17 protein-coding genes, 6 tRNA genes and 3 rRNA genes are annotated in these 24,389 nt (G+C 57.4%); 5 read left to right on the top strand and 21 right to left on the bottom strand.

From position 1 onward, the window contains the following. Nucleotides 1-49: 49 nt before the first annotated feature. From rpoB to birA, 15 genes are all read right to left on the bottom strand, one after another. Entirely contained in the window at nt 50-4,123 is a 4,074-nt protein-coding gene (gene rpoB / locus AAEQ75_RS05345) for a DNA-directed RNA polymerase subunit beta (RefSeq protein ID WP_256832752.1), read from the bottom strand. A 220-nt stretch (nt 4,124-4,343) separates the two neighbouring features. Continuing rightward, nucleotides 4,344-4,712, bottom strand: a complete 369-nt coding sequence (gene rplL, locus AAEQ75_RS05350; protein WP_074861137.1) for a 50S ribosomal protein L7/L12 — start codon at nt 4,710-4,712, stop codon at nt 4,344-4,346. An 80-nt stretch (nt 4,713-4,792) separates the two neighbouring features. Beyond that, on the bottom strand, nt 4,793-5,293 hold the full coding sequence (gene rplJ, locus AAEQ75_RS05355) for a 50S ribosomal protein L10 (protein ID WP_003463333.1): 501 nt from the start codon (nt 5,291-5,293) through the stop codon (nt 4,793-4,795). 211 nt (nt 5,294-5,504) lie between these two features. Beyond that, nucleotides 5,505-6,200, bottom strand: coding sequence for a 50S ribosomal protein L1 (rplA, locus tag AAEQ75_RS05360; RefSeq protein WP_343351076.1), 696 nt, complete (start codon nt 6,198-6,200; stop codon nt 5,505-5,507). After that, complete coding sequence (rplK, locus tag AAEQ75_RS05365; protein WP_143504859.1) at nt 6,200-6,631, bottom strand: 50S ribosomal protein L11; 432 nt, start codon at nt 6,629-6,631, stop codon at nt 6,200-6,202. Before rplK ends, rplA begins: the two co-directional genes overlap by 1 nt. 119 nt (nt 6,632-6,750) lie before the next feature. Next, on the bottom strand, nt 6,751-7,284 hold the full coding sequence (gene nusG / locus AAEQ75_RS05370; protein ID WP_343351077.1) for a transcription termination/antitermination protein NusG: 534 nt from the start codon (nt 7,282-7,284) through the stop codon (nt 6,751-6,753). A 9-nt stretch (nt 7,285-7,293) separates the two neighbouring features. Next, nucleotides 7,294-7,662 carry a preprotein translocase subunit SecE gene (gene secE, locus AAEQ75_RS05375; protein WP_143504861.1) on the bottom strand — a complete coding sequence of 123 codons (369 nt, stop codon included), beginning with the start codon at nt 7,660-7,662 and terminating at the stop codon, nt 7,294-7,296. 42 nt (nt 7,663-7,704) lie between these two features. Next, nucleotides 7,705-7,780 (bottom strand) — tRNA-Trp (locus tag AAEQ75_RS05380). Nucleotides 7,781-7,833: 53 nt separating this feature from the next. Next, a complete protein-coding gene (gene tuf, locus AAEQ75_RS05385; protein ID WP_159973773.1) occupies nt 7,834-9,027 on the bottom strand; it encodes an elongation factor Tu in 1,194 nt (397 codons plus the stop codon). Nucleotides 9,028-9,111: 84 nt separating this feature from the next. Beyond that, a tRNA-Thr gene (locus AAEQ75_RS05390) sits at nt 9,112-9,187 on the bottom strand. Between the two features lie 26 nt (nt 9,188-9,213). Further along, a tRNA-Gly gene (locus AAEQ75_RS05395) sits at nt 9,214-9,287 on the bottom strand. A gap of 24 nt (nt 9,288-9,311) precedes the next feature. Continuing rightward, nucleotides 9,312-9,396, bottom strand: a tRNA-Tyr gene (locus tag AAEQ75_RS05400). Between the two features lie 141 nt (nt 9,397-9,537). Next, entirely contained in the window at nt 9,538-10,224 is a 687-nt protein-coding gene (locus tag AAEQ75_RS05405; RefSeq protein ID WP_099526825.1) for an SPOR domain-containing protein, read from the bottom strand. Between the two features lie 8 nt (nt 10,225-10,232). Continuing rightward, nucleotides 10,233-10,982, bottom strand: a complete 750-nt coding sequence (locus AAEQ75_RS05410; RefSeq protein ID WP_343351078.1) for a pantothenate kinase — start codon at nt 10,980-10,982, stop codon at nt 10,233-10,235. Then, the gene (birA, locus tag AAEQ75_RS05415) at nt 10,972-11,937 is read right to left on the bottom strand and encodes a bifunctional biotin--[acetyl-CoA-carboxylase] ligase/biotin operon repressor BirA (RefSeq protein ID WP_343351079.1); all 966 of its coding nucleotides are present in this window, start codon (nt 11,935-11,937) and stop codon (nt 10,972-10,974) included. The genes AAEQ75_RS05410 and birA overlap by 11 nt, the downstream gene beginning before the upstream one ends. Before the next feature lie 376 nt (nt 11,938-12,313). On the opposite strand from birA, the gene tnpA reads away from it, so the two are divergent. From tnpA to tnpC, 3 genes are all read left to right on the top strand, one after another. Next, nucleotides 12,314-12,649, top strand: coding sequence for an IS66-like element accessory protein TnpA (tnpA, locus tag AAEQ75_RS05420; protein WP_343351080.1), 336 nt, complete (start codon nt 12,314-12,316; stop codon nt 12,647-12,649). Beyond that, nucleotides 12,646-12,981: an IS66 family insertion sequence element accessory protein TnpB gene (gene tnpB, locus AAEQ75_RS05425; RefSeq protein WP_033997876.1), complete on the top strand. Its 336-nt coding sequence runs from the start codon at nt 12,646-12,648 to the stop codon at nt 12,979-12,981. Before tnpA ends, tnpB begins: the two co-directional genes overlap by 4 nt. A gap of 63 nt (nt 12,982-13,044) precedes the next feature. Further along, a complete protein-coding gene (tnpC, locus tag AAEQ75_RS05430) occupies nt 13,045-14,556 on the top strand; it encodes an IS66 family transposase (RefSeq protein WP_343351081.1) in 1,512 nt (503 codons plus the stop codon). A 94-nt stretch (nt 14,557-14,650) separates the two neighbouring features. Here the strand turns inward: tnpC and rrf are convergent. From rrf to tyrS, 6 genes are all read right to left on the bottom strand, one after another. Next, nucleotides 14,651-14,766, bottom strand: a 5S ribosomal RNA gene (gene rrf, locus AAEQ75_RS05435). A 139-nt stretch (nt 14,767-14,905) separates the two neighbouring features. Then, nucleotides 14,906-17,798: ribosomal RNA gene (locus AAEQ75_RS05440) — 23S ribosomal RNA — on the bottom strand. Between the two features lie 261 nt (nt 17,799-18,059). Further along, nucleotides 18,060-18,135: transfer RNA gene (locus tag AAEQ75_RS05445), tRNA-Ala, on the bottom strand. A gap of 22 nt (nt 18,136-18,157) precedes the next feature. Then, a tRNA-Ile gene (locus AAEQ75_RS05450) sits at nt 18,158-18,234 on the bottom strand. 85 nt (nt 18,235-18,319) lie between these two features. Next, a 16S ribosomal RNA gene (locus AAEQ75_RS05455) occupies nt 18,320-19,856 on the bottom strand. The 16S, 23S and 5S rRNA genes sit together here with 2 tRNA genes alongside, the layout of an rRNA operon. Before the next feature lie 580 nt (nt 19,857-20,436). Further along, complete coding sequence (gene tyrS / locus AAEQ75_RS05460; protein ID WP_343351082.1) at nt 20,437-21,636, bottom strand: tyrosine--tRNA ligase; 1,200 nt, start codon at nt 21,634-21,636, stop codon at nt 20,437-20,439. A gap of 210 nt (nt 21,637-21,846) precedes the next feature. Here tyrS and AAEQ75_RS05465 point away from each other — a divergent pair, with 210 nt between their 5' ends. Together AAEQ75_RS05465 and AAEQ75_RS05470 are read left to right on the top strand one after the other, a co-directional pair. Next, nucleotides 21,847-23,274 (top strand): peptidoglycan DD-metalloendopeptidase family protein, encoded by a 1,428-nt coding sequence (locus AAEQ75_RS05465; protein ID WP_125834916.1) that lies wholly within the window; start codon nt 21,847-21,849, stop codon nt 23,272-23,274. Between the two features lie 3 nt (nt 23,275-23,277). Then, complete coding sequence (locus AAEQ75_RS05470) at nt 23,278-24,369, top strand: anhydro-N-acetylmuramic acid kinase (RefSeq protein WP_296233846.1); 1,092 nt, start codon at nt 23,278-23,280, stop codon at nt 24,367-24,369. The last annotated feature ends 20 nt before the right edge of the window (nt 24,370-24,389 follow it).

The raw sequence follows: 24,389 nt of genomic DNA on the forward strand, positions 1-24,389 counted from the left end.
GCGGAGCGGGCAGCGGGCTGGACTAGCCCCGCTGCCGATTCACGTCGTGTTATTCGGTTTCCAGATCGATATCGATGCCGAGCGAACGGATCTCTTTGATCAGTACGTTGAAGGACTCGGGCATGCCCGGCTCCATACGGTGATCGCCATCCACGATGTTCTTGTACATCTTGGTACGGCCGTTCACGTCGTCCGACTTCACGGTCAGCATTTCCTGCAGGGTGTAGGCGGCGCCATAGGCTTCCAGCGCCCAGACCTCCATCTCCCCGAAACGCTGACCACCGAACTGCGCCTTACCACCCAGCGGCTGCTGGGTAACCAGGCTGTAGGAACCAGTGGAACGGGCGTGCATCTTGTCGTCCACCAGGTGGTTCAGTTTGAGCATGTACATGTAGCCGACGGTGGTCGGGCGCTCGAACTGGTTACCGGTACGACCGTCGAACAGGCGCATCTGGCCGCTCTCCGGCAGATCAGCCAGCTTCAGCATGGCCTTGATCTCGGTTTCCTTGGCACCGTCGAACACGGCAGTTGCCATCGGTACACCGCCTTTGAGGTTCTTCGCCAGCTCGAGAATCTCGGTATCGGAGAACTCGTCGAGGTTTTCCTGACGGCCACCGATCTCGTTGTAGATCTCGGCGAGGAACTTGCGCAGCTCGGCGATCTTGCGCTGCTCTTCGAGCATGCGGTTGATCTTCTCGCCCAGGCCCTTGGCCGCGAGGCCCAGGTGGGTTTCGAGAATCTGACCGACGTTCATACGCGACGGTACGCCCAGCGGGTTCAGCACGATGTCGACCGGAGTACCGTTGGCGTCGTGCGGCATGTCTTCGACCGGCATGATCACCGAGACGACACCCTTGTTACCGTGACGACCGGCCATCTTGTCACCCGGCTGGATGCGACGGCGGATGGCCAGGTAGACCTTAACGATCTTCAGTACGCCCGGAGCCAGGTCATCGCCCTGCTGCAGCTTGCGCTTCTTGTCTTCGAACTTGTCGTCGAGCATCTGACGGCGGTCGGAGATGTAGGCCTGAGCCTTCTCCAACTGCTCATTCAGAGCGTCTTCGGCCATGCGCAGTTTGAACCACTGGCCACGCTCGAGACCGTCGAGGAACTCGTCGGTGATCACAGTGCCTTTCTTCAGACCAGCGCCGCCTTCGGCAGTCGCGCCAACCAAAGCGGAACGCAGACGCTCGAAGGTTGCGCCTTCGACGATGCGGAACTCTTCGTTGAGGTCTTTGCGGATCTCGTCCAGCTGCATCTTCTCGATGGACAGGGCACGCGAGTCGCGCTCCACGCCGTCACGGGTGAAGACCTGCACGTCGATCACGGTACCCTTGGTGCCAGTCGGCACACGCAGGGAGGTGTCCTTAACGTCGGACGCCTTCTCACCGAAGATCGCACGCAGCAGCTTCTCTTCCGGAGTCAGCTGGGTCTCACCTTTCGGGGTGACCTTACCGACCAGGATGTCGCCCGGGCCAACTTCGGCACCGACGTAGACGATACCGGCTTCATCCAGCTTGTTCAGCGCAGCTTCGCCAACGTTCGGGATGTCAGAGGAGATTTCCTCTGGGCCGAGCTTGGTGTCACGCGCCACACAGGTCAGTTCCTGGATGTGGATCGTGGTGAAGCGATCTTCCTGAACCACGCGCTCGGACAGGCAGATGGAGTCTTCGAAGTTGAAGCCGTTCCACGGCATGAACGCCACGCGCATGTTCTGACCCAGCGCCAGTTCACCCATGTCGGTGGACGGGCCGTCGGCCATGATGTCGCCACGCGCTACCTGATCACCCTTGCTCACTAGCGGACGCTGGTTGATGCAGGTGTTCTGGTTGGAGCGGGTGTACTTGGTCAGGTTGTAGATGTCGACACCGGCTTCGCCAGTTTCGACTTCGTCGTCATTGACGCGAACCACGATACGGCTGGCGTCGACCGAGTCGATCACGCCGCCACGGCGGGCCACGACGCAGACGCCGGAGTCACGGGCGACGTTGCGCTCCATGCCGGTACCTACCAGCGGCTTGTCAGCACGCAGAGTCGGTACAGCCTGGCGCTGCATGTTCGAACCCATGAGTGCACGGTTGGCGTCGTCATGCTCGAGGAACGGAATCAGCGAGGCAGCAACGGAAACAACCTGCTTCGGCGAAACGTCCATCAGGGTGACGTCTTCCGGCGCCTTGACGGTGAACTCGTTGAGGTGACGTACGGCAACCAACTCGTCGATCAGCTGACCCTTGTCGTTCAGGGTAGCGGATGCCTGAGCGATCACATGATCGGCTTCTTCGATGGCGGACAGGAACACGATCTCGTCGGTAACCTGACCTTCCTTGACCACGCGGTACGGGCTTTCCAGGAAGCCGTACTGGTTGGTGCGGGCGTAGGCCGCCAGGGAGTTGATCAGACCGATGTTCGGACCTTCCGGCGTTTCGATCGGGCACACGCGACCATAGTGAGTCGGGTGTACGTCGCGGACTTCGAAGCCAGCGCGCTCACGAGTCAGACCGCCTGGGCCGAGTGCAGAAACACGGCGCTTGTGGGTGATCTCGGAGAGCGGGTTGTTCTGGTCCATGAATTGCGAGAGCTGGCTGGAACCGAAGAACTCTTTCACCGCCGCCGCAACCGGCTTGGCGTTGATCAGGTCTTGCGGCATCAGGCCTTCGCTTTCGGCCATCGACAGACGTTCCTTGACCGCGCGCTCTACACGCACCAAGCCAACGCGGAACTGGTTCTCGGCCATCTCGCCGACGCAACGTACGCGGCGGTTACCCAGGTGGTCGATGTCGTCGACGATGCCCTTGCCGTTACGGATATCGACCAGGGTCTTCAGTACGGCAACGATGTCTTCCTTGCTCAGCACGCCCGAACCTTCGATCTCGGTGCGACCGATACGACGGTTGAACTTCATACGGCCAACGGCGGACAGGTCGTAACGCTCGGCGCTGAAGAACAGGTTGTTGAACAGGGTCTCGGCAGCATCCTTGGTTGGCGGCTCGCCAGGACGCATCATGCGGTAGATCTCGACCAGCGCTTCCAACTGATTGGTGGTGCTGTCGATCTTCAGCGTGTCGCTGATGAACGGGCCACAATCGATGTCGTTGGTGTACAGGGTCTCGAAGCGAACCACCTGCGCCTTGGCCATCTTGACCAGCAGGTCAGCGGTCAGCTCGGTGTTGCACTCGGCGATGATTTCGCCGGTAGCCGGGTGCACGATCGCCTTGGCAGTGGTACGGCCAATCACGTAGTCGAGCGGAACTTCCAGCTCTTTGATGCCAGCCTTGTCCAGCTGGTTGATGTGGCGAGCCGTGATACGACGCCCCTGCTCCACGATCACCTTGCCGCTGCCGTCCTTGATGTCGAGAACGGCGACTTCGCCGCGCAGACGCTGCGGAACCAGCTCCAGGTTCAGGCTCTCGCCCTTCACGTGGTAAACGTTGGTGTCATAGAAGGCATCCAGCACTTCTTCAGTGCTGTAGCCGAGTGCGCGCAGCAGGACGGAAGCCGGCAGTTTGCGGCGACGGTCGATACGCACAAATACCGCGTCCTTCGGGTCGAACTCGAAGTCCAGCCAGGAACCGCGGTAAGGAATGATGCGAGCGGAGTACAGCAGCTTGCCCGAGCTGTGGGTCTTGCCGCGGTCGTGGTCGAAGAACACACCCGGCGAACGGTGCAGCTGGGACACGATGACGCGCTCGGTACCGTTGATGACGAAGGTACCGTTCTCGGTCATGAGCGGAATCTCGCCCATGTACACTTCCTGCTCTTTGATGTCCTTGATCGCTTTGTTCGACGATTCTTTGTCGAAAATGATAAGGCGTACTTTCACGCGCAGCGGCACGGCGAAGGTCACGCCACGCAGGACGCACTCCTTGACGTCGAACGCCGGCTCGCCCAGGCGATAGCCGACGTACTCCAGGGCAGCGTTGCCGGAGTAGCTGATGATCGGGAATACCGATTTGAAGGCCGCATGCAGGCCGATGTCACGGAATTGTTCCTTGCTCACCCCTTGCTGCAGGAATTCGCGATAGGAATCCAGCTGGATGGCCAGGAGGTAAGGCACATCCATGACATCCGGCAACTTGCTAAAGTCCTTGCGGATACGTTTTTTCTCAGTGTATGAGTAAGCCATCAGCGTTCCCCAGCTTGGTCACCTGCTTATTTGGTCAACGCCGGCGGCGGTGACCAGAAAATCGTGCAAACCCTCGGTTTGCAACCGCCTCTCGGGCGGAATTTCTCTGCTCCAGGCCAACTGACGAACAGTCGACCTAGAACGGAAAAAGGCCGGTGGCAAAAGCCACCAGCCATCAGCCTTGTGCGAGTCGCGCGGGCTGTAGACGCAAGGTGCGAGCTTACTTGAGCTCGACCTTGGCGCCAGCTTCTTCCAGCTTCTTCTTGGCGTCTTCAGCAGCTTCTTTGCTCAGACCTTCAGCGATAACCTGAGGAGCGGTGTCGACCTTCTCCTTGGCTTCTTTCAGGCCCAGACCGGTCAGCTCGCGAACAGCCTTGATCACGTTCACTTTCTTGTCGCCAGCTTCAGCCAGAACAACGTTGAACTCGGTCTGCTCTTCAACAGCAGCAGCGGCAGCAGCCGGGCCAGCGGCAACAGCAGCAGCAGCGGTAACGCCGAAGGTTTCTTCCATCGCCTTGATCAGCTCAACGATTTCCATAACGGATTTCTGGCCGATAGCTTCGATGATTTGCTCGTTAGTCAGAGACATGACTATCAATTCCTGTATTGGGGTGACGGCCTAGGCGACCATCAAATTAAACGTTTGATTTCGAAAGTGCTCACGCCGCCTTAGGCAGCAGCAGCTTCTTTCTGGTCGCGAATGGCTGCCAGGGTGCGAGCGAGTTTGCTGGTGGCGCCTTGAATAACGCTCATCAGCTGGGCGATGCCCTCGTCGCGCGTCGGCAGACTTGCCAGTACGTCGATCTGGTTTGCTGCGAGGTACTTGCCCTCGAACGCAGCTGCCTTGATCTCGAACTTGTCCTGACCCTTGGCAAACTCCTTGAACAGACGGGCAGCAGCGCCCGGGTGTTCGTTGGAGAAAGCGATCAGGGTCGGGCCTTTGAACACGTCGTTGAGCACGTCAAACTGAGTGCCTTCAACGGCGCGCTTGAGCAGGGTGTTACGCACGACTTTCACGTACACACCAGCTTCGCGGGCCTCTTTACGGAGTCCGGTCATTGCGCCGACGGTCACGCCACGGGCATCAGCCACGACAGCGGACAGACCGGCTTTGGCAGCCTCGTTGACTTCAGCGACGATGGCCTTCTTGTCTTCGAGTTTAATTGCCACGGGTTTACTCCTGGTTTTTACCGTATCGCCAAACCGAGGCTTGGCGGCGTTTTGGTGTCTGATTCGGTAACGAATCGGGAGCACCATCTGCGTAGGCCATCAGGCGAACCTGACATTTAAAACGTGTGTCACCTACGGTCTTGGATAGCCCCCGCCAGGCAGGGACCCCAATCTTCCATGGCCGGCAGCACGCGGCTACCGGCCCAATCACTTACGCGTCGAGCGAAGCCTGATCGATGATCAGACCCGGACCCATGGTGGTGCTCAGGGTCACACGCTTGACGTAGATACCTTTCGAGGTCGACGGCTTCAGACGCTTGAGGTCAGACAGCAGGGCTTCCACGTTCTGCTTCAGCGCAGCGGCTTCGAAGCCGACCTTGCCAACGGAGGTGTGGATGATGCCGTTCTTGTCGGTACGGAAACGCACCTGACCAGCCTTGGCGTTCTTGACAGCGGTAGCGACGTCCGGAGTCACGGTGCCGACTTTCGGGTTCGGCATCAGGCCGCGCGGGCCCAGAACCTGACCCAACTGGCCAACAACACGCATAGCGTCCGGAGAGGCGATGACCACGTCGTAGTTGAGATCGCCGGCTTTCATTTCGGCAGCCAGATCGTCCATACCGACCTTGTCGGCACCGGCAGCCAGGGCTGCTTCAGCGCCCGGACCTTGGGTGAACACGGCAACGCGTACGGTCTTGCCAGTGCCGTTCGGCAGAACGGTGGCGCCACGTACGACCTGGTCGGATTTACGCGGGTCTACACCCAGGTTCACCGCGACGTCAAAGGACTCTACGAATTTGGCAGCAGGCAGCGAAGCCAGCAGAGTTGCCGCTTCTTCGAAACTGTAGGCCTTGCCTGCTTCGACTTTCTCGGCAATGGCCTTTTGGCGCTTGGTCAACTTAGCCATTACACACCCTCCACGTTGAGGCCCATGCTACGAGCGGAGCCGGCGATGGTGCGCACGGCCGCATCCAGGTCAGCGGCAGTCAGATCGGCCTGCTTGGTCTTGGCGATCTCTTCCAGCTGAGCACGGGTAACGGTGCCTACTTTGACGGTGTTCGGACGCGCGGAACCACTGGTCAGGCCAGCAGCCTTCTTCAGCAGCACGGCGGCCGGGGTGCTCTTGGTTTCAAAGGTGAAGCTGCGGTCACTGTATACAGTGATGATCACAGGAGTCGGCAGACCCGGCTCGACGCCTTGAGTCTTGGCGTTGAACGCCTTGCAGAATTCCATGATGTTTACACCGTGCTGACCCAGAGCAGGACCAACGGGTGGCGACGGGTTTGCCTGACCGGCTTTAACCTGCAGCTTGATATAAGCCTGAATCTTCTTAGCCATTAGCTACTCCAATTTCGGGTTCGAACGCCTTACGGCTCCCCGAGGTTACTTACGCATTTATCCCAATGACGACAAAACCCCGCAGCCTAGGACTGCGGGGTGGGGGATGCTTATGTCAGTTATGCCTTCTCGACCTGACTGAACTCCAGCTCGACCGGGGTGGAGCGACCGAAAATGGTCACAGCAACCTGGATGCGGCTTTTCTCGTAATTCACTTCTTCGACGACACCGCCAAAGTCGGCGAACGGACCATCGATAACACGAACCATCTCGCCCGGCTCAAACAACGTTTTCGGCTTGGGCTTGTCGCCACTATCGGCAACACGACGCAGAATGGCCTCGGCTTCTTTCTCGGTAATCGGCGCCGGCTTGTCAGCCGTACCACCAATGAAACCCATGACACGCGGCGTATCCTTGATCAAGTGCCAAGTCGCCTCGCTCATTTCCATCTGCACAAGAACGTAGCCAGGGAAGAACTTGCGCTCACTCTTGCGCTTCTGACCATTGCGCATCTCGACCACTTCTTCAGTGGGCACGAGAATCTCGCCAAAGTCATCTTCCATCCCAGCCAGCTTCACGCGCTCGATGAGCGAGCGCATGACATGCTTCTCGTAACCCGAGTAAGCATGCACGACGTACCAACGCTTAGCCACGAGACACCCTTAACCAACAATCAGCGAAATCAGCAAACCGAGCAGGGAATCGAGCCCCCACAACAGCAGCGCCATGACCAACACCACAGCAACCACGATCAGGGTAGTCTGAGTGGTCTCCTGGCGAGTCGGCCAAACAACCTTACGAATCTCGACGCGCGCTTCTTTCAGCAGCACCGCGAAAGCCTGACCGCGAGCAGTCTGAAACGCCACGAAAGCGGCAACAGCGCCCAGCACAACCAAACCCAGAACACGATACAGAACAGGCTCTGCAGAAAAGTACTGATTACCCACCACACCCACCGCAACCAGGGCAGCGACAACCAGCCACTTGACCAGATCAAAGCGAGAGTCTTTGGCTTCAGCCTTAACATTCATTCGAGAGGATCCTGTGAAAGACACGCCAAATTCGTTAGAAAATGGCAGGTCAGGAGGGAATCGAACCCCCAACCTGCGGTTTTGGAGACCGCCGCTCTGCCAATTGAGCTACTGACCTAAAGCAAAATCAGGCCGGCCATTATGCCGGCCCGAGAGGAACAGATCAACCGATTACTCGACGATCTTGGCAACCACGCCAGCACCAACGGTACGACCACCTTCGCGAATTGCGAAGCGCAGGCCGTCTTCCATGGCGATCGGCTTGATCAGGGTAACAACCATTTTGATGTTGTCGCCCGGCATTACCATCTCAACGCCTTCCGGCAGCTCGCACGAACCGGTCACGTCAGTGGTACGGAAGTAGAACTGAGGACGGTAGCCTTTGAAGAACGGGGTGTGACGACCACCTTCTTCTTTGGACAGAACGTATACTTCAGCTTCGAACTTGGTGTGCGGCTTGATGGTGCCCGGCTTGGCCAGAACCTGACCACGCTCGACTTCATCACGCTTGGTGCCGCGCAGCAGCACGCCGCAGTTCTCACCAGCACGACCTTCGTCCAGCAGCTTGCGGAACATCTCAACGCCGGTGCAGGTGGTCTTGGTGGTCGGACGCAGACCAACGATTTCGATTTCTTCCTGGATCTTGACGATACCGCGCTCTACACGACCGGTCACAACAGTACCGCGGCCGGAGATCGAGAATACGTCTTCGATCGGCATCAGGAACGGACGGTCGATGGCACGAACCGGCTCAGGAATGTAGCTATCCAGAGTCTCAACCAGTTTCTTGACGGCAGTGGTGCCCATCTCGTTGGCGTCTTCGCCGTTCAGCGCCATCAGCGCGGAACCGATGATGATCGGAGTGTCGTCACCCGGGAAATCGTAGGTGCTCAGCAGGTCGCGAACTTCCATCTCGACCAGCTCCAGCAGCTCAGCATCGTCAACCATGTCAGCCTTGTTCAGGAAGACAACGATGTACGGCACGCCAACCTGACGGGACAGCAGGATGTGCTCACGAGTTTGCGGCATCGGACCATCGGCAGCCGAGCAGACCAGGATCGCGCCGTCCATCTGGGCAGCACCGGTGATCATGTTCTTCACGTAGTCGGCGTGACCCGGGCAGTCAACGTGCGCGTAGTGACGAATATTGGAGTCGTACTCTACGTGCGCAGTGTTGATGGTGATACCACGAGCCTTCTCTTCCGGCGCGCTGTCGATCTTGTCGAAGTCGACCTTGGCCGAACCGAATACTTCGGAGCAGACGCGGGTCAGAGCAGCGGTCAGAGTGGTTTTACCGTGGTCAACGTGACCGATGGTGCCAACGTTGACGTGCGGTTTGTTACGTTCGAATTTCTCTTTAGCCATCTTGACCGTCTCCTAGCGAAGAATTGAGCAAGCCATGCCGCCATTAAAACAAAGGCAGATACTTTCATATCTGCCTTCATTAGATGGAGCTCATGAGCGGATTTGAACCGCTGACCTCACCCTTACCAAGGGTGTGCTCTACCAACTGAGCTACATGAGCCAGACCCTGTTGCGCCAACCACAAACTGGAGCGGGTAGCGGGAATCGAACCCGCATCATCAGCTTGGAAGGCTGAGGTTCTACCACTGAACTATACCCGCGGAGCTTGCAGCTCACGCTAAATCTGGTGGAGGGGGAAGGATTCGAACCTTCGAAGTCGATGACGTCAGATTTACAGTCTGATCCCTTTGGCCGCTCGGGAACCCCTCCAAAGTGAGGCGGCATTTTCTAGATCCGCCACCCTGCTGTCAAGCTTTTTCTCATTAAAATCTTGAGGTTAGCTACTTCGACAACATCTTCGCCGGGAACCAACTTTGACCACCCTGCGAAGCGGGCGCCATTCTATGCAAACTACTGGAGCAATGCAACGCCTTCACAAGGCATTAATTGATGCTGCAAACCGGCAAAGTCTCCGGCAAGTCGCCCAAGCAAAAACTCGTCAGCCAAGCGCCGACTTTCCGGGGCCACGCGCACCCAAAAACTGCGATGCGCACGTGAGAGTTCGCGAATCTGCGGCTCGTAACCCACATCACGCAAACGCTGCATAACGCTATTGGCCGAGTCATTACGAGGGAATATCCCCAGCGATATGCCATTCGCCAGCTCACCCTGAGTGATGATGTAGCTATCGATACGCCGGGCCTGCAGCTCACGCAACTGCCTCAGCGAGGCCTGACGCGAAGCCAGAGGTGGCAGATAAACCCAATACTCGACACCAGCTGCAGCATCGACGCTGCGCACTTCAGCCTGGATATCCAAGCTCAAAAGCCGCTGCTCCACAACCCTGGCTCTCGACTCCTCTTCGAAACTCCCCAGATAGAGGCAGACTGCCGCCTCAGGAGCAACGGCATCAGCCGGCGCCGAAGATTCTGCGCGCACGCGCGGCGCATCCGCCTCACTCAACAGACGAATATCTTTACGCGCCGACTGATAAGCACCGGCTGGAGCCACCTCCTTGGCGCGCAAGGGGCCCTGCTGCTGATGCCAGACGTAATAGAAAGCGTTAAGTAGCAGGAGCAATAGCAGAATCCAGCGCATGCCTCGCCTCAGCTCAAGGGACAGGCGATAGCCAGTCCGACAAATACCAGATCAGGAACAACATGCGCCCCCGGAACCACGTCTCGCACCAGGCCCGCATCGCCGCCAGTCAGGAAAACCTCGAATCCGTCAGGAAAACGAGCCTGCGCTTGCAGCAACTGTTCGGCAACAAAACCACGCAGCATCAATACGCAGCCTCGCTCGACAGCCTCCGCAGTGGAGCGCCCAGGCTCCAACTCCTGCAAAGCGGCGAGCGCCACCTGACGATCGTAGCGAATACGCCGAGTGTGCGTGCTCAACTGATCACGCATCAGCGGCAACCCAGGGCAGATGAAACCACCCTGATGCCTACCATCGGCCGATACGAAGTCTGCGGTCACCGCAGTTCCAAGATCCACTACCAGACAAGCGCGCTGCCCCAGGTGATAGGCGCCCAGCACAGCCAGCCAACGGTCCAGACCAAGGCGCCGGAAGTCTTCATAACCGTTCTGCACCACCCCGACCTGACTAGCAGATTGAGCGCAGACCGCATCCACCCCTAAGGACTCACGGATACGCGCAACCAACTGCTCGGTCTCAGCATCGCTACGCACACTGACCAGGCGACAGCGACTCACCCGCAACTGAGACGCAGCAGCCAAAGACTCGAAAAGCGCGGCATCGGAGTCGACCACGCCAGCAAGAACGCGCTGCGCTCCATCCACGGAGATGACCCGCCACTTGATAAAGCTATTACCGCAGTCGAGCTCAAGAATCATGCTGCAACCTCAGGCTCAACTCGCCACCACTGAAGGAGCGATCAACGCCTTCCACGCTCAGCCTAATAGCGCCTCGCTCATCAACTCCAAGCACGACACCCAGCGTCGCATTGCTTCCTGCCGTCAACGCAACAGAGCGCCCACGCCACGCATGCAAGGCTTCCCACTCCTCGCGCAAACCAGCAAAGCCGTGCTGCCAATGAGTGGACAGGCTGCTCCGAAGCTGCAACAACAGCTCAGCAGCCAATTCATTACGATCGAGCATCCGCCCAAGGCATTGCCGCACCGAGGTCCAAGGCTGATCGATCACAGCGGGCGCATCGACTGCCATGTTGACGTTGATACCGATACCAATCACCACATGACAGACATCGGCCGGGTCTCCAGCGAGCTCCAGGAGAATTCCGGATATCTTGCGACCTTCAACAAGCACATCATTCGGCCATTTGAGTCGCGCGTCATCGACGCCACAGGATTGCAGTGCTTTGGCGACAGCAAGGCCTACAGTCAGACTCAAGGCCTCCACCTGACTCATCCCACCTTCTACACGCAGAACGACACTGCAATAAAGGTTCTCGGCAAAAGGGCTGGCCCAGACACGCCCCCGCCGACCGCGGCCAGCGGTCTGACGCTCCGCAAGCAGCACGAAAGGCGCACTCACCCCAGCATCGAGGCGACGAAAGATCTCGGCGTTCGTCGAATCCACGCTGGACTCAACAGAGATCGGCCAATCCAAGCCATCTGCGCCACGAGAGATATCTCCGGCATCGAGCAAAGTCATGGGTGAAGACAGCCGATAGCCCCGACCAGGAACCTTGAACACCTCGATCCCCAGCTCGGCCTCCAGGCCTTGCAGTTGCTTCCAGATGGCACTGCGACTTATCCCAAGCTTCGCCCCCAGGGCTTCACCGGAATGGAATCGACCATCCTGCAGAAGTTTCAACAATTCCAGCATGCCAGGCCCCGCCACGAACAAGGCTGGCATGATAACGATGAGGCTCCGGCTTGCATAGAAAACGGGAAGCATAAGAAATCTATATAAAGGAAAGATCCTGCCCCACGCACAGGACCAAACCCTCAGAACCTATAAACAGCAAAGGCCACCTTCAGGTGGCCTTTTTCTTGATGCCAATAACGCATTACTCCGCAGGGTGCACCGTGCGCCCCACGATAACCTCGCCCTGGTCGGTGCGCGCAGCGCGCCCTACGCGTTTGCTGGAACGACTTCGTAACCGTCCGGGCAACACACCTCCCCGATTTCTCCAGCTAGCGGCATGGTGTCCACCTGTTTTTGGTGGACACCATTTCAAGCCCCTTGCGGAGGATCTCCCGTGCCAGGCCAACGCCGCTCCTATCCCAAATCTTTCAAGGCCCAGGTCGTCGATGAGTGCACCCAGCCCGGCGCCTCGGTTGCCGGCGTGGCCTTGAGCCACGGCCTCAACGCCAATCTCGTGCATAAGTGGATTCGCCGCCAGCAGGCACAGCTGCCCGCTGTGCCTTCAGGTTTTATTCCGATTCCTCTCGTCCCGAGCCTGCTGGCTACCCCGAGTGCGGCCGACAGGGCCATCCAGATCGCCATTCCCCATCGGGCCGGCAAGCTGTCGGTGCATTGGCCGGGCAACGACCCTGAAGGCTGCGCCCGCTTCCTGCGCGAGCTGCTGAAGTGATCCGCATCGAGCGCATCTGGCTCGCCACCGAGCCGCTGGACATGCGCGCCGGCACTGAAACCGCGTTGGCCCGGGTGGTTCAAGTGTTCGGTGCGGCGCAGCCGCACTGCGCCTACCTGTTCACCAACAAGCGCGCCAACCGGATGAAGGTGCTGGTGCACGATGGCTTCGGCATCTGGCTGGCCGCTCGCAGGCTCAATCGAGGGCGCTTCGTCTGGTCGGGCAATTGGCAGGGACAGCAGTTGGAACTCAGTCCCGAGCAGTTGCAGGCCCTGGTGGTCGGCCTACCTTGGCAGCGTCTTGGGCCCAATGCCGAGATCAGACTCCTGTAGCCGGGGTGCAATTAGGCCAATGGCCTATCGCCGAGGGGGCCGACAATCAGCACACTCGGCGCCATGAGTCCTGCCGCTTTCGATCACCTGACACCCGAGCAACTGCGCCAACTGGCCGCGCAGTTGAGTCAGCGCGTCGAACACCTGGAAACGCTCAACCAGCGGTTGAACCACGAACTCGCCGTGCTGCGGCGCCACCGCTTCGCCCGACGCAGCGAGCAGCTCAATGCCGACCAGCTCAATCTGCTCGACGAGATGATCGAGGCCGACATCGCCGCCATCGAGGCAGAGCTTGAGGCGGCCCGACCAGAGTCCGCCAAGCGCGAGCTACGGCAGCAGCCCAAGCGAGCGCCTCTGCCGGCCGAACTGCCGCGCACGCTGATACTTCACGAGCCGGACAGCACCCAGTGTGCCTGCGGCTGCCAGCTCAAGCGCATCGGTGAAGACGTCAGCGAGAAGCTCGACTACACCCCGGGCACCTTCACCGTCGAGCGGCATATCCGTGGCAAGTGGGTCTGCGCCCAGTGTGAAACGCTGATCCAGGCCCCAGTGCCTGCGCAGGTGATCGACAAGGGCATCCCGACTGCCGGGCTACTGGCTCAGGTCATGGTGGCCAAGTTCGCCGATCATCTGCCACTGTACCGCCAGGAAAAGATCTTCGCCCGCGCCGGGCTGGCCATCGCGCGCTCCACGCTGGCGCGATGGGTCGGCGCATGCGGCGTCCAACTGCAACCCCTGGTCGATGCCCTGCGCGACTGCCTGCTTCAGCAGGACGTCATCCTCGCCGACGAAACCCCAGTGCAGATGCTTGCCCCGTGCACAAAGAAGACCCAGCGGGCTTACGTCTGGGCTTATGCACCCAGCCCCTTCGCCGACCTCAAGGCCGTGGTCTACGACTTCAGGCCGAGCCGGGCCGGCGAGCACGCGCGCAGCTTCCTGGGTGACTGGCAGGGCAAACTGGTCTGCGACGACTTCGCCGGCTACAAGGCCAGCTTCGAGCAAGGCGTGACCGAGATCGGCTGCATGGCCCATGCACGGCGTAAGTTCTTCGACCTGCATGCCGCCAACCAGAGCCAACTGGCCGAGCAGGCCCTCCAGTACATCGGTCAGCTGTACGAGGTGGAGCGCGAAGGGCGAGAGTTGCTCGCCGCACAGCGACGGCAACTGCGCCAGGACAAAGCCAGGCCGATCATCGATGGCCTGCATAGCTGGATGCTTGGGCAGCGGCAGAAGGTGCCGGAGGGCAGCGCGATCGCCAAAGCACTCGACTACAGCCTCAAGCGCTGGGCAGCGTTGGTGCGCTACCTGGATGACGGCAACCTGCCCATCGACAACAACTGGATCGAGAACCAGATCCGCCCCTGGGCCCTGGGGCGTGCCAACTGGCTGTTTGCCGGCTCGCTACGCAGTGGCCAGCGTGGCGCAGCCTTGATGACGCTGATCCAGTCAGCCCGCCTGAACGGGCACGATCCGTACGCCTACCTGAAGGACGTGCTCATGCGCCTGCCGACGCAGAAGGCCAGCGCCCTGGCCGAGCTGCTGCCGCATAACTGGGTGCCCGCCGGCAAGGTGTGATGCCCGTTCGCTTACACGACTTCTGCAGCTCTGTTTTCCGCGCTGCAAAGAAGAAACCCCAGACCGCTTTCGCGATCTGGGGTTTCGTATAGGAGCTTGACGATGACCTACTCTCACATGGTGAAGCACCACACTACCATCGGCGATGCGTCGTTTCACTACTGAGTTCGGGATGGGATCAGGTGGTTCCAACGCTCTATGGTCGTCAAGCAATTCGGTTGGGATGTCGCGGTTAGGCGCTATCCCTTGGATACGTGATAGATGATTTGTAGTTCTTGCAAATTTTCGGCTTTCTGTCGACTTCACCATCGACACCCTCTGCTTTGAGGGCAGATTGTTTGGGTGTTATATGGTCAAGCCTCACGGGCAATTAGTATTGGTTAGCTCAACGCCTCACAGCGCTTACACACCCAACCTATCAACGTCGTAGTCTTCGACGGCCCTTTAGGGAGCTCAAGGCTCCAGTGAGATCTCATCTTGAGGCAAGTTTCCCGCTTAGATGCTTTCAGCGGTTATCTTTTCCGAACATAGCTACCCGGCAATGCCACTGGCGTGACAACCGGAACACCAGAGGTTCGTCCAACCCGGTCCTCTCGTACTAAGGTCAGCCCCTCTCAAATCTCAAACGTCCACGGCAGATAGGGACCGAACTGTCTCACGACGTTCTAAACCCAGCTCGCGTACCACTTTAAATGGCGAACAGCCATACCCTTGGGACCGGCTTCAGCCCCAGGATGTGATGAGCCGACATCGAGGTGCCAAACACCGCCGTCGATATGAACTCTTGGGCGGTATCAGCCTGTTATCCCCGGAGTACCTTTTATCCGTTGAGCGATGGCCCTTCCATACAGAACCACCGGATCACTAAGACCTACTTTCGTACCTGCTCGACGTGTCTGTCTCGCAGTCAAGCGCGCTTTTGCCTTTATACTCTACGACCGATTTCCGACCGGTCTGAGCGCACCTTCGTACTCCTCCGTTACTCTTTGGGAGGAGACCGCCCCAGTCAAACTACCCACCATACACTGTCCTCGATCCGGATAACGGACCAGAGTTAGAACCTCAAGGTTGCCAGGGTGGTATTTCAAGGATGGCTCCATGAGAACTGGCGTCCCCACTTCAAAGCCTCCCACCTATCCTACACAAGCAAGCTCAAAGTCCAGTGCAAAGCTATAGTAAAGGTTCACGGGGTCTTTCCGTCTAGCCGCGGATACACTGCATCTTCACAGCGATTTCAATTTCACTGAGTCTCGGGTGGAGACAGCGCCGCCATCGTTACGCCATTCGTGCAGGTCGGAACTTACCCGACAAGGAATTTCGCTACCTTAGGACCGTTATAGTTACGGCCGCCGTTTACCGGGGCTTCGATCAAGAGCTTCGCTTGCGCTAACCCCATCAATTAACCTTCCGGCACCGGGCAGGCGTCACACCCTATACGTCCACTTTCGTGTTTGCAGAGTGCTGTGTTTTTAATAAACAGTCGCAGCGGCCTGGTATCTTCGACCGGCATGGGCTTACGTAGTAAATACTTCACCCTCACCGGCGCACCTTCTCCCGAAGTTACGGTGCCATTTTGCCTAGTTCCTTCACCCGAGTTCTCTCAAGCGCCTTGGTATTCTCTACCTAACCACCTGTGTCGGTTTGGGGTACGGTTCCTAGTTACCTGAAGCTTAGAAGCTTTTCCTGGAAGCATGGCATCAACCACTTCGCATTCTAAAAGAACGCTCGTCATCAGTTCTCGGCCTTAAGATCCCGGATTTACCTAAGAGCTCAGCCTACCACCTTAAACACGGACAACCAACGCCGTGCTGGCCTAGCCTTCTCCGTCCCTCCATCGCAGTAACTAGAAGTACGGGAATATTAACCCGTTTCCCATCGACTACGCATTTCTGCCTCGCCTTAGGGGCCGACTAACCCTGCGTCGATTAACGTTGCGCAGGAAACCTTGGTCTTTCGGCGTGCGAGTTTTTCACTCGCATTGTCGTTACTCATGTCAGCATTCGCACTTCTGATACCTCCAGCAAGCTTCTCAACTCACCTTCACAGGCTTACAGAACGCTCCTCTACCGCTCATCCAAAGGATGAACCCGTAGCTTCGGTGTATGGTTTGAGCCCCGTTACATCTTCCGCGCAGGCCGACTCGACTAGTGAGCTATTACGCTTTCTTTAAAGGATGGCTGCTTCTAAGCCAACCTCCTAGCTGTCTAAGCCTTCCCACATCGTTTCCCACTTAACCATAACTTTGGGACCTTAGCTGACGGTCTGGGTTGTTTCCCTTTTCACGACGGACGTTAGCACCCGCCGTGTGTCTCCCGTGCTGACACTTGCTGGTATTCGGAGTTTGCATCGGTTTGGTAAGTCGGGATGACCCCCTAGCCGAAACAGTGCTCTACCCCCAGCAGTGATACACGAGGCGCTACCTAAATAGCTTTCGAGGAGAACCAGCTATCTCCGAGCTTGATTAGCCTTTCACTCCGATCCACAGGTCATCCGCTAACTTTTCAACGGTAGTCGGTTCGGTCCTCCAGTCAGTGTTACCTAACCTTCAACCTGCCCATGGATAGATCGCCCGGTTTCGGGTCTATACCCAGCGACTAAAGCGCCCTATTAAGACTCGCTTTCGCTACGCCTCCCCTATTCGGTTAAGCTCGCCACTGAATATAAGTCGCTGACCCATTATACAAAAGGTACGCAGTCACCCAACAAAGTAGGCTCCCACTGCTTGTACGCATACGGTTTCAGGTTCTATTTCACTCCCCTCTCCGGGGTTCTTTTCGCCTTTCCCTCACGGTACTGGTTCACTATCGGTCAGTCAGTAGTATTTAGCCTTGGAGGATGGTCCCCCCATGTTCAGACAAGGTTTCTCGTGCCCCGTCCTACTCGATTTCATTGATAAGAGCGTTTCGTGTACGGGGCTATCACCCACTACGGCGGCACTTTCCAGAGCCTTCCACTACACTCAAATCAACTTAAGGGCTAGTCCCCGTTCGCTCGCCACTACTTAGGGAATCTCGGTTGATTTCTTTTCCTCAGGGTACTTAGATGTTTCAGTTCCCCTGGTTCGCCTCTTGCACCTATGGATTCAGTACAAGATACCCGGCTTATGCCGGGTGGGTTCCCCCATTCAGAGATCTCTGGATCACAGTCTGTTTGCCGACTCCCCAAAGCTTTTCGCAGGCTACCACGTCTTTCATCGCCTCTGACTGCCAAGGCATCCACCGTATGCGCTTCTTCACTTGACCATATAACCCCAAGCAATCTGGTTACTGTCTCAATCGTGAAGACGACATTCGCCGAAAATTTGCGTCTTGAGAACTACAAATTTTACCTTGACCAGATCAATTGCCAGTGAAAGCAATTAATCAGTCACTTCTATCACATATCCAAATTTTTAAAGAACGATATTCGTACCGGTCAAAAGACCAGAAATCAGCACTCGCCAGGTCTACCCTGAAGCGCTCATTTCTGAACTCTTTCTCTTCTCACCGTAACCGCGTAGAGAGTGGTGGAGCCAAGCGGGATCGAACCGCTGACCTCCTGCGTGCAAGGCAGGCGCTCTCCCAGCTGAGCTATGGCCCCGTATTCTTCTGCACCAAGCAATTGGTAGGTCTGGGCAGATTTGAACTGCCGACCTCACCCTTATCAGGGGTGCGCTCTAACCAACTGAGCTACAGACCTATAACAGGGTCGCGTTACAGCATCGTCTTCGACTATGAATCAAGCAATTCGTGTGGGAACTTATGAAGAAGCTGATGTCTTCGATTAAGGAGGTGATCCAGCCGCAGGTTCCCCTACGGCTACCTTGTTACGACTTCACCCCAGTCATGAATCACTCCGTGGTAACCGTCCCCCCGAAGGTTAGACTAGCTACTTCTGGAGCAACCCACTCCCATGGTGTGACGGGCGGTGTGTACAAGGCCCGGGAACGTATTCACCGTGACATTCTGATTCACGATTACTAGCGATTCCGACTTCACGCAGTCGAGTTGCAGACTGCGATCCGGACTACGATCGGTTTTATGGGATTAGCTCCACCTCGCGGCTTGGCAACCCTTTGTACCGACCATTGTAGCACGTGTGTAGCCCTGGCCGTAAGGGCCATGATGACTTGACGTCATCCCCACCTTCCTCCGGTTTGTCACCGGCAGTCTCCTTAGAGTGCCCACCATAACGTGCTGGTAACTAAGGACAAGGGTTGCGCTCGTTACGGGACTTAACCCAACATCTCACGACACGAGCTGACGACAGCCATGCAGCACCTGTGTCTGAGTTCCCGAAGGCACCAATCCATCTCTGGAAAGTTCTCAGCATGTCAAGGCCAGGTAAGGTTCTTCGCGTTGCTTCGAATTAAACCACATGCTCCACCGCTTGTGCGGGCCCCCGTCAATTCATTTGAGTTTTAACCTTGCGGCCGTACTCCCCAGGCGGTCAACTTAATGCGTTAGCTGCGCCACTAAGTTCTCAAGGAACCCAACGGCTAGTTGACATCGTTTACGGCGTGGACTACCAGGGTATCTAATCCTGTTTGCTCCCCACGCTTTCGCACCTCAGTGTCAGTATCAGTCCAGGTGGTCGCCTTCGCCACTGGTGTTCCTTCCTATATCTACGCATTTCACCGCTACACAGGAAATTCCACCACCCTCTACCGTACTCTAGCTCGCCAGTTTTGGATGCAGTTCCCAGGTTGAGCCCGGGGCTTTCACATCCAACTTAACGAACCACCTACGCGCGCTTTACGCCCAGTAATTCCGATTAACGCTTGCACCCTTCGTATTACCGCGGCTGCTGGCACGAAGTTAGCCGGTGCTTATTCTGTCGGTAACGTCAAAACAGCAAGGTATTAACTTACTGCCCTTCCTCCCAACTTAAAGTGCTTTACAATCCGAAGACCTTCTTCACACACGCGGCATGGCTGGATCAGGCTTTCGCCCATTGTCCAATATTCCCCACTGCTGCCTCCCGTAGGAGTCTGGACCGTGTCTCAGTTCCAGTGTGACTGATCATCCTCTCAGACCAGTTACGGATCGTCGCCTTGGTGAGCCATTACCTCACCAACTAGCTAATCCGACCTAGGCTCATCTGATAGCGCAAGGCCCGAAGGTCCCCTGCTTTCTCCCGTAGGACGTATGCGGTATTAGCGCCCGTTTCCGGACGTTATCCCCCACTACCAGGCAGATTCCTAGGCATTACTCACCCGTCCGCCGCTAAATCAAGGAGCAAGCTCCTCTCATCCGCTCGACTTGCATGTGTTAGGCCTGCCGCCAGCGTTCAATCTGAGCCATGATCAAACTCTTCAGTTCAATACTGCTTGGGTTTTGAGAAAACCCTAAACTTGGCTCAGCAATCGCAAAACTTTCAAATTAATGAAAGGTAACTCTCGAATTAACGAGTGTTGCTTTGTGATGCTGATAATCAGTTGACTATCAGTCTTACCTCACAAGCACCCACACGAATTGCTTGATTCAGTTGTTAAAGAACAGTTGGTTAAGCCTTTCATCTCAACCGAGGCGCGCATTCTACAGCAGCCTCTCTATCTGTCAAGCTGTTTTTCGAATTTGTTTCCGGAGAAACTTCTTTCTACTCAACCACTTGCGCCTTCGATCTGAACTTCTTCTCTCCAGCGGGAGGCGCATTGTACAGCGTTCAAAACCGCTGTCAACACCTCTTTTCTACCACTTTCGATCCATTCGAACGAACCACCAACAGAGCCTTACCACCCCCTGTCGACCGGCGCGCATTCTACACGCCAGATCCAGTTTTGCAAGCCCTTCATTCAACTTAACTTATTGATTAACAAGCAGTTTTTGAAGCGCTTCATCGCTGAAGTGGCGCGCATTCTACATCCAACAGAATACGCGTCAAGCTTATTTTGCAGTTTTATTACTCAGCCTTGAGGGCGATACGCGCAAAGGCCCTCTTGCCGGCCTGACAGACATGAGCAGAACCCAGCTTGAACAGGAAGGTGCGATCAACCACTTCACCATCGACGCGCACACCCCCCGAGCCCAACAGGTCGCGAGCAACCGCAGCATTTTTCACCAGGCCTGCTTTATTAAGGACGGACGAGATCGGCATATCTTCAGCCGATACCAGTTCGACCTCGGGCAGATCTTCCGGCAGCTCGCCATCCTTCATACGGTTGCCAGCGGAACGGTGAGCATTGGCCGCAGCCTCTTGACCATGAAAGCGCGCCACAAGCTCTTCGGCCAGCTTGATCTTGATATCACGCGGGTTCGCGCCCTGCTCGACATCGCGCTTGAACTGCTCGATCTCCTCCATGGAGCGGAAGCTGAGCAGCTCGAAGTATCGCCACATCAGCGCATCAGGCATGGACACGAGTTTGTTGTACATCACACCCGGCGCTTCCTGGATGCCCACGTAGTTACCCAGAGACTTGGACATCTTCTTCACGCCATCGAGACCTTCCAGCAACGGCATGGTGACGATGCACTGCGACGCTTGCCCATAGGCCCTCTGCAACTCGCGCCCCATCAGCAGGTTGAACTTCTGATCGGTACCGCCCAGTTCGACATCGGCCTTCAGCGCTACGGAGTCATAGCCCTGCACCAGCGGATAGAGAAACTCGTGAATGGCGATCGGCTGGTTGCTGCTGTAGCGCTTGTCGAAGTCATCACGCTCCAGCATGCGCGCCACCGTGTACTGCGACGTCAGACGAATGAAATCGGCAGGCCCCATCTGGTCCATCCAGGTGGAGTTGAAGGCCACCTCGGTCTTGGCCGGGTCGAGAATCTTGAAGACCTGCTGTTTATAGGTCTCGGCATTATCCAGAACCTGCTCACGGGTCAGCGGCGGACGAGTAGCGCTCTTACCGCTGGGGTCACCGATCATTCCGGTGAAATCCCCAATCAGGAAGATCACCTGGTGACCGAGCTCCTGGAACTGACGCAGCTTATTAATAAGAACGGTATGGCCGAGATGCAGATCTGGAGCAGTAGGGTCGAAACCCGCCTTGATCCGCAGCGGCTGACCACGCTTGAGCTTTTCGACCAGCTCAGCCTCAACCAGAACCTCTTCCGCACCGCGCTTGATCAGCGCCAGCTGCTCTTCAACCGACTTCATAAAATGACTCACAATGACCTTGTTCAAAAGGGAACCAACCATACAAGAACGCCGACAAATCACAAGTTTTGCTCAGCGTAAGGCAGACCATGCTCCGATCATCATCTGCAGGGTTGCCTCCCGGCGGTTTTGGTTATATTTTATACAGTTAGTGCATATTCATCATGCTCTTCTTTTAATCTTCATCTTTTCACTTCAAAAAGCAGCCCTATGACCTCTACATCTAAAGCGCCGCCACTCTATCCAAAGACCCATATTCTTGCAGCGAGCGGCGTGGCCGCGCTGCTCAGCCTTGCCCTCCTGGTTTTTCCTTCGCGTGAAGTCGAGGCACAGAAAACCTTCATAGACCTGGATCTGGGCAACGATGCCGAGATGGTGCTGCAGGAAAAGGATGACCTCCGAGCGGGACTACCAGTACCAGGCGCCGCCTCGCCATTCGCCGAGATCGAGCAAGGCACCGACACCGCCGAAAACAGCGCACAAGACGCTGACGAAGACCTCCTAGAAACAGCTGACTCCTCTCCTCCCGCCGATCCCAACCACCACAACATCACGGTCAGTAATGGCGATACGCTTTCCACCGTGTTTGCCAAGGTCGGCTTGAGCGCCAACGACCTGCATGAGGCTCTGAACAGTAATAAAGAGGCCAAACAATTCAGCCGCCTTAAAGTGGGCCAGGTGCTGGATTTCGAGCTGAACGAAGACGGCAAGCTGAAAAGCCTGCAGAGCAAGCTCAGCGACCTGGAAACCATTCGCCTGAGCCGTACCGATAAAGGCTTCGATTTCCAGCGCGATCAGGTCAAGCCTGAGGTGGTCACCGCTTACAGCCGTGGCGTGATCAACAGTTCGCTGTTCCTCTCCGCCAAACGTGCAGGCCTGTCGCATAGCCTGACCATGGACCTGGCCAACGTATTTGGTTACGACATCGACTTCGCCATGGATATTCGCGAAGGGGACGAGTTCGAAGTGATCTACGAAGAGAAGGTGGTCAACGGCAAACGTGTCGGTACCGGCAATATTCTCTCGGCGCGCTTCACCAACCGCGGCAAGACTTACACCGCCGTGCGCTACACCAGCAAGCAAGGCATCACCAGCTACTACAACGCCAATGGCGAGAGCATGCGCAAGGCATTCATCCGTACGCCGGTGGACTTCGCTCGCATCAGCTCGCGCTTCTCCACTGGGCGCAAGCACCCGATCCTGAACAAGATTCGCGCGCACAAGGGTGTCGACTATGCCGCGCCACGTGGCACGCCGATCAAGGCTGCCGGTGACGGTCGCGTAACACTGGCAGGTCGCAACGGAGGCTACGGCAATACCGTGATCATCCAGCACGGCCAGCGCTACCGTACTCTTTATGCCCATATGCAGGGTTTTGCCAAAGGTGTTCGCAATGGTTCGAACGTCAAGCAAGGCCAGATCATCGGTTACATTGGCACCACCGGGCTCTCCACCGGCCCTCACCTGCACTATGAATTCCAGGTCAACGGCGTACACGTAGATCCACTCAGCCAGAAGCTGCCGATGGCCGACCCGATTGCAGCGAGCGAAAAGCAACGCTTTATGCAACTGAGCAAGCCGCTGATGGCGCGCATGGACCAGGAAAAGACCACCATGCTAGCCGCTAACCAGCAGTAAGCCGTGCCCCTCTATATTGGTGTGATGTCCGGCACCAGCCTGGACGGGCTGGACATCGCGCTGATCGATCAGGATCAGCGCCCCAAACTCCTCGCAACGCTCTACCGCCCCATGCCAGAACAACTACGTAGCGACCTGCTGGCGCTGTGCACCTCGGGCGATGATGAGCTGGCGCGCGCAGCTATCGCAGAACAGCGCTGGGTCGAATTGGCCGCTGCCGCCATCAACGAACTCCTGCAGCAACAGAACCTTACCGCACAGCAGATTCGCGCCATCGGCAGCCATGGCCAGACCGTGCGCCATGAGCCTGCACGCGGCTTCACCATTCAGATCGGCAACCCGGCACTGCTGGCCGAGCTCACCGGGATTTGCGTGGTCGGCGATTTTCGTCGCCGCGATGTGGCAGCCGGCGGCCAAGGCGCTCCCTTGGTGCCTGCTTTTCACCACGACCTGTTCGGCAACAGCCAACGTCATGTCGCCGTGCTCAATGTCGGCGGCTTCAGCAACCTCAGCCTGCTTTCGCCCGGCCAGGAGGTTCTGGGATTCGACAGCGGCCCTGGTAACGTTCTGCTCGATGCCTGGATTCAGTATTGCCAGGGCCTGACCTATGACCGTGACGGCGCCTGGGCATCCAGCGGCAAGGTAGACGCCGCGCTACTGTCGCGACTACTGAGCGATCCCTTCTTCGCCACCCAGGGTCCGAAGAGTACCGGCCGCGAGCTATTCAACCTCGACTGGCTGCTGGCCCATTTGCATGGATCACCGCGCCTGGCCAACGAAGATGTACAGGCGACCCTGGTAGAACTCACCGCACACAGCATCGTCAGCGCCTTGCGCAACGCGCAAGCTCACACCGGCGTCCTGCTGGTGTGTGGCGGCGGCGCTCACAACGCTTGTCTGATGAAGCGCCTGAGCGAGATGCTGCCTGAAACCGAAGTCAGCAGCACCGCAGCTGCAGGTGTTGACCCGGACTGGGTCGAAGCCATGGCCTTCGCCTGGCTGGCGCATTGCGCCCTTGAGGGCATTGCTGGCAATCGCCCGAGCGTGACCGGAGCCAGAGGCCTGCGCGTGCTCGGCGCCATCTACCCGGCCTGAAAACGAAAACGCCGCGCTAG

The organism is Pseudomonas sediminis (assembly GCF_039555755.1).
GTDB classification, from domain to species: domain Bacteria; phylum Pseudomonadota; class Gammaproteobacteria; order Pseudomonadales; family Pseudomonadaceae; genus Aquipseudomonas; species Aquipseudomonas mendocina_D.

Coding starts and splice junctions, on each gene's coding strand:
- AAEQ75_RS05405 (WP_099526825.1), bottom strand. CDS start 10,224: ATGCGCTGGATTCTGCTATTGCTCCTGCTACTTAACGCTTTCTATTAC.
- rpoB (WP_256832752.1), bottom strand. CDS start 4,123: ATGGCTTACTCATACACTGAGAAAAAACGTATCCGCAAGGACTTTAGC.
- secE (WP_143504861.1), bottom strand. CDS start 7,662: ATGAATGTTAAGGCTGAAGCCAAAGACTCTCGCTTTGATCTGGTCAAG.
- rplL (WP_074861137.1), bottom strand. CDS start 4,712: ATGTCTCTGACTAACGAGCAAATCATCGAAGCTATCGGCCAGAAATCC.
- rplA (WP_343351076.1), bottom strand. CDS start 6,200: ATGGCTAAGTTGACCAAGCGCCAAAAGGCCATTGCCGAGAAAGTCGAA.
- tnpC (WP_343351081.1), top strand. CDS start 13,045: ATGAGTCCTGCCGCTTTCGATCACCTGACACCCGAGCAACTGCGCCAA.
- rplK (WP_143504859.1), bottom strand. CDS start 6,631: ATGGCTAAGAAGATTCAGGCTTATATCAAGCTGCAGGTTAAAGCCGGT.
- tuf (WP_159973773.1), bottom strand. CDS start 9,027: ATGGCTAAAGAGAAATTCGAACGTAACAAACCGCACGTCAACGTTGGC.
- AAEQ75_RS05410 (WP_343351078.1), bottom strand. CDS start 10,982: ATGATTCTTGAGCTCGACTGCGGTAATAGCTTTATCAAGTGGCGGGTC.
- birA (WP_343351079.1), bottom strand. CDS start 11,937: ATGCTGGAATTGTTGAAACTTCTGCAGGATGGTCGATTCCATTCCGGT.
- AAEQ75_RS05465 (WP_125834916.1), top strand. CDS start 21,847: ATGACCTCTACATCTAAAGCGCCGCCACTCTATCCAAAGACCCATATT.
- tyrS (WP_343351082.1), bottom strand. CDS start 21,636: ATGAAGTCGGTTGAAGAGCAGCTGGCGCTGATCAAGCGCGGTGCGGAA.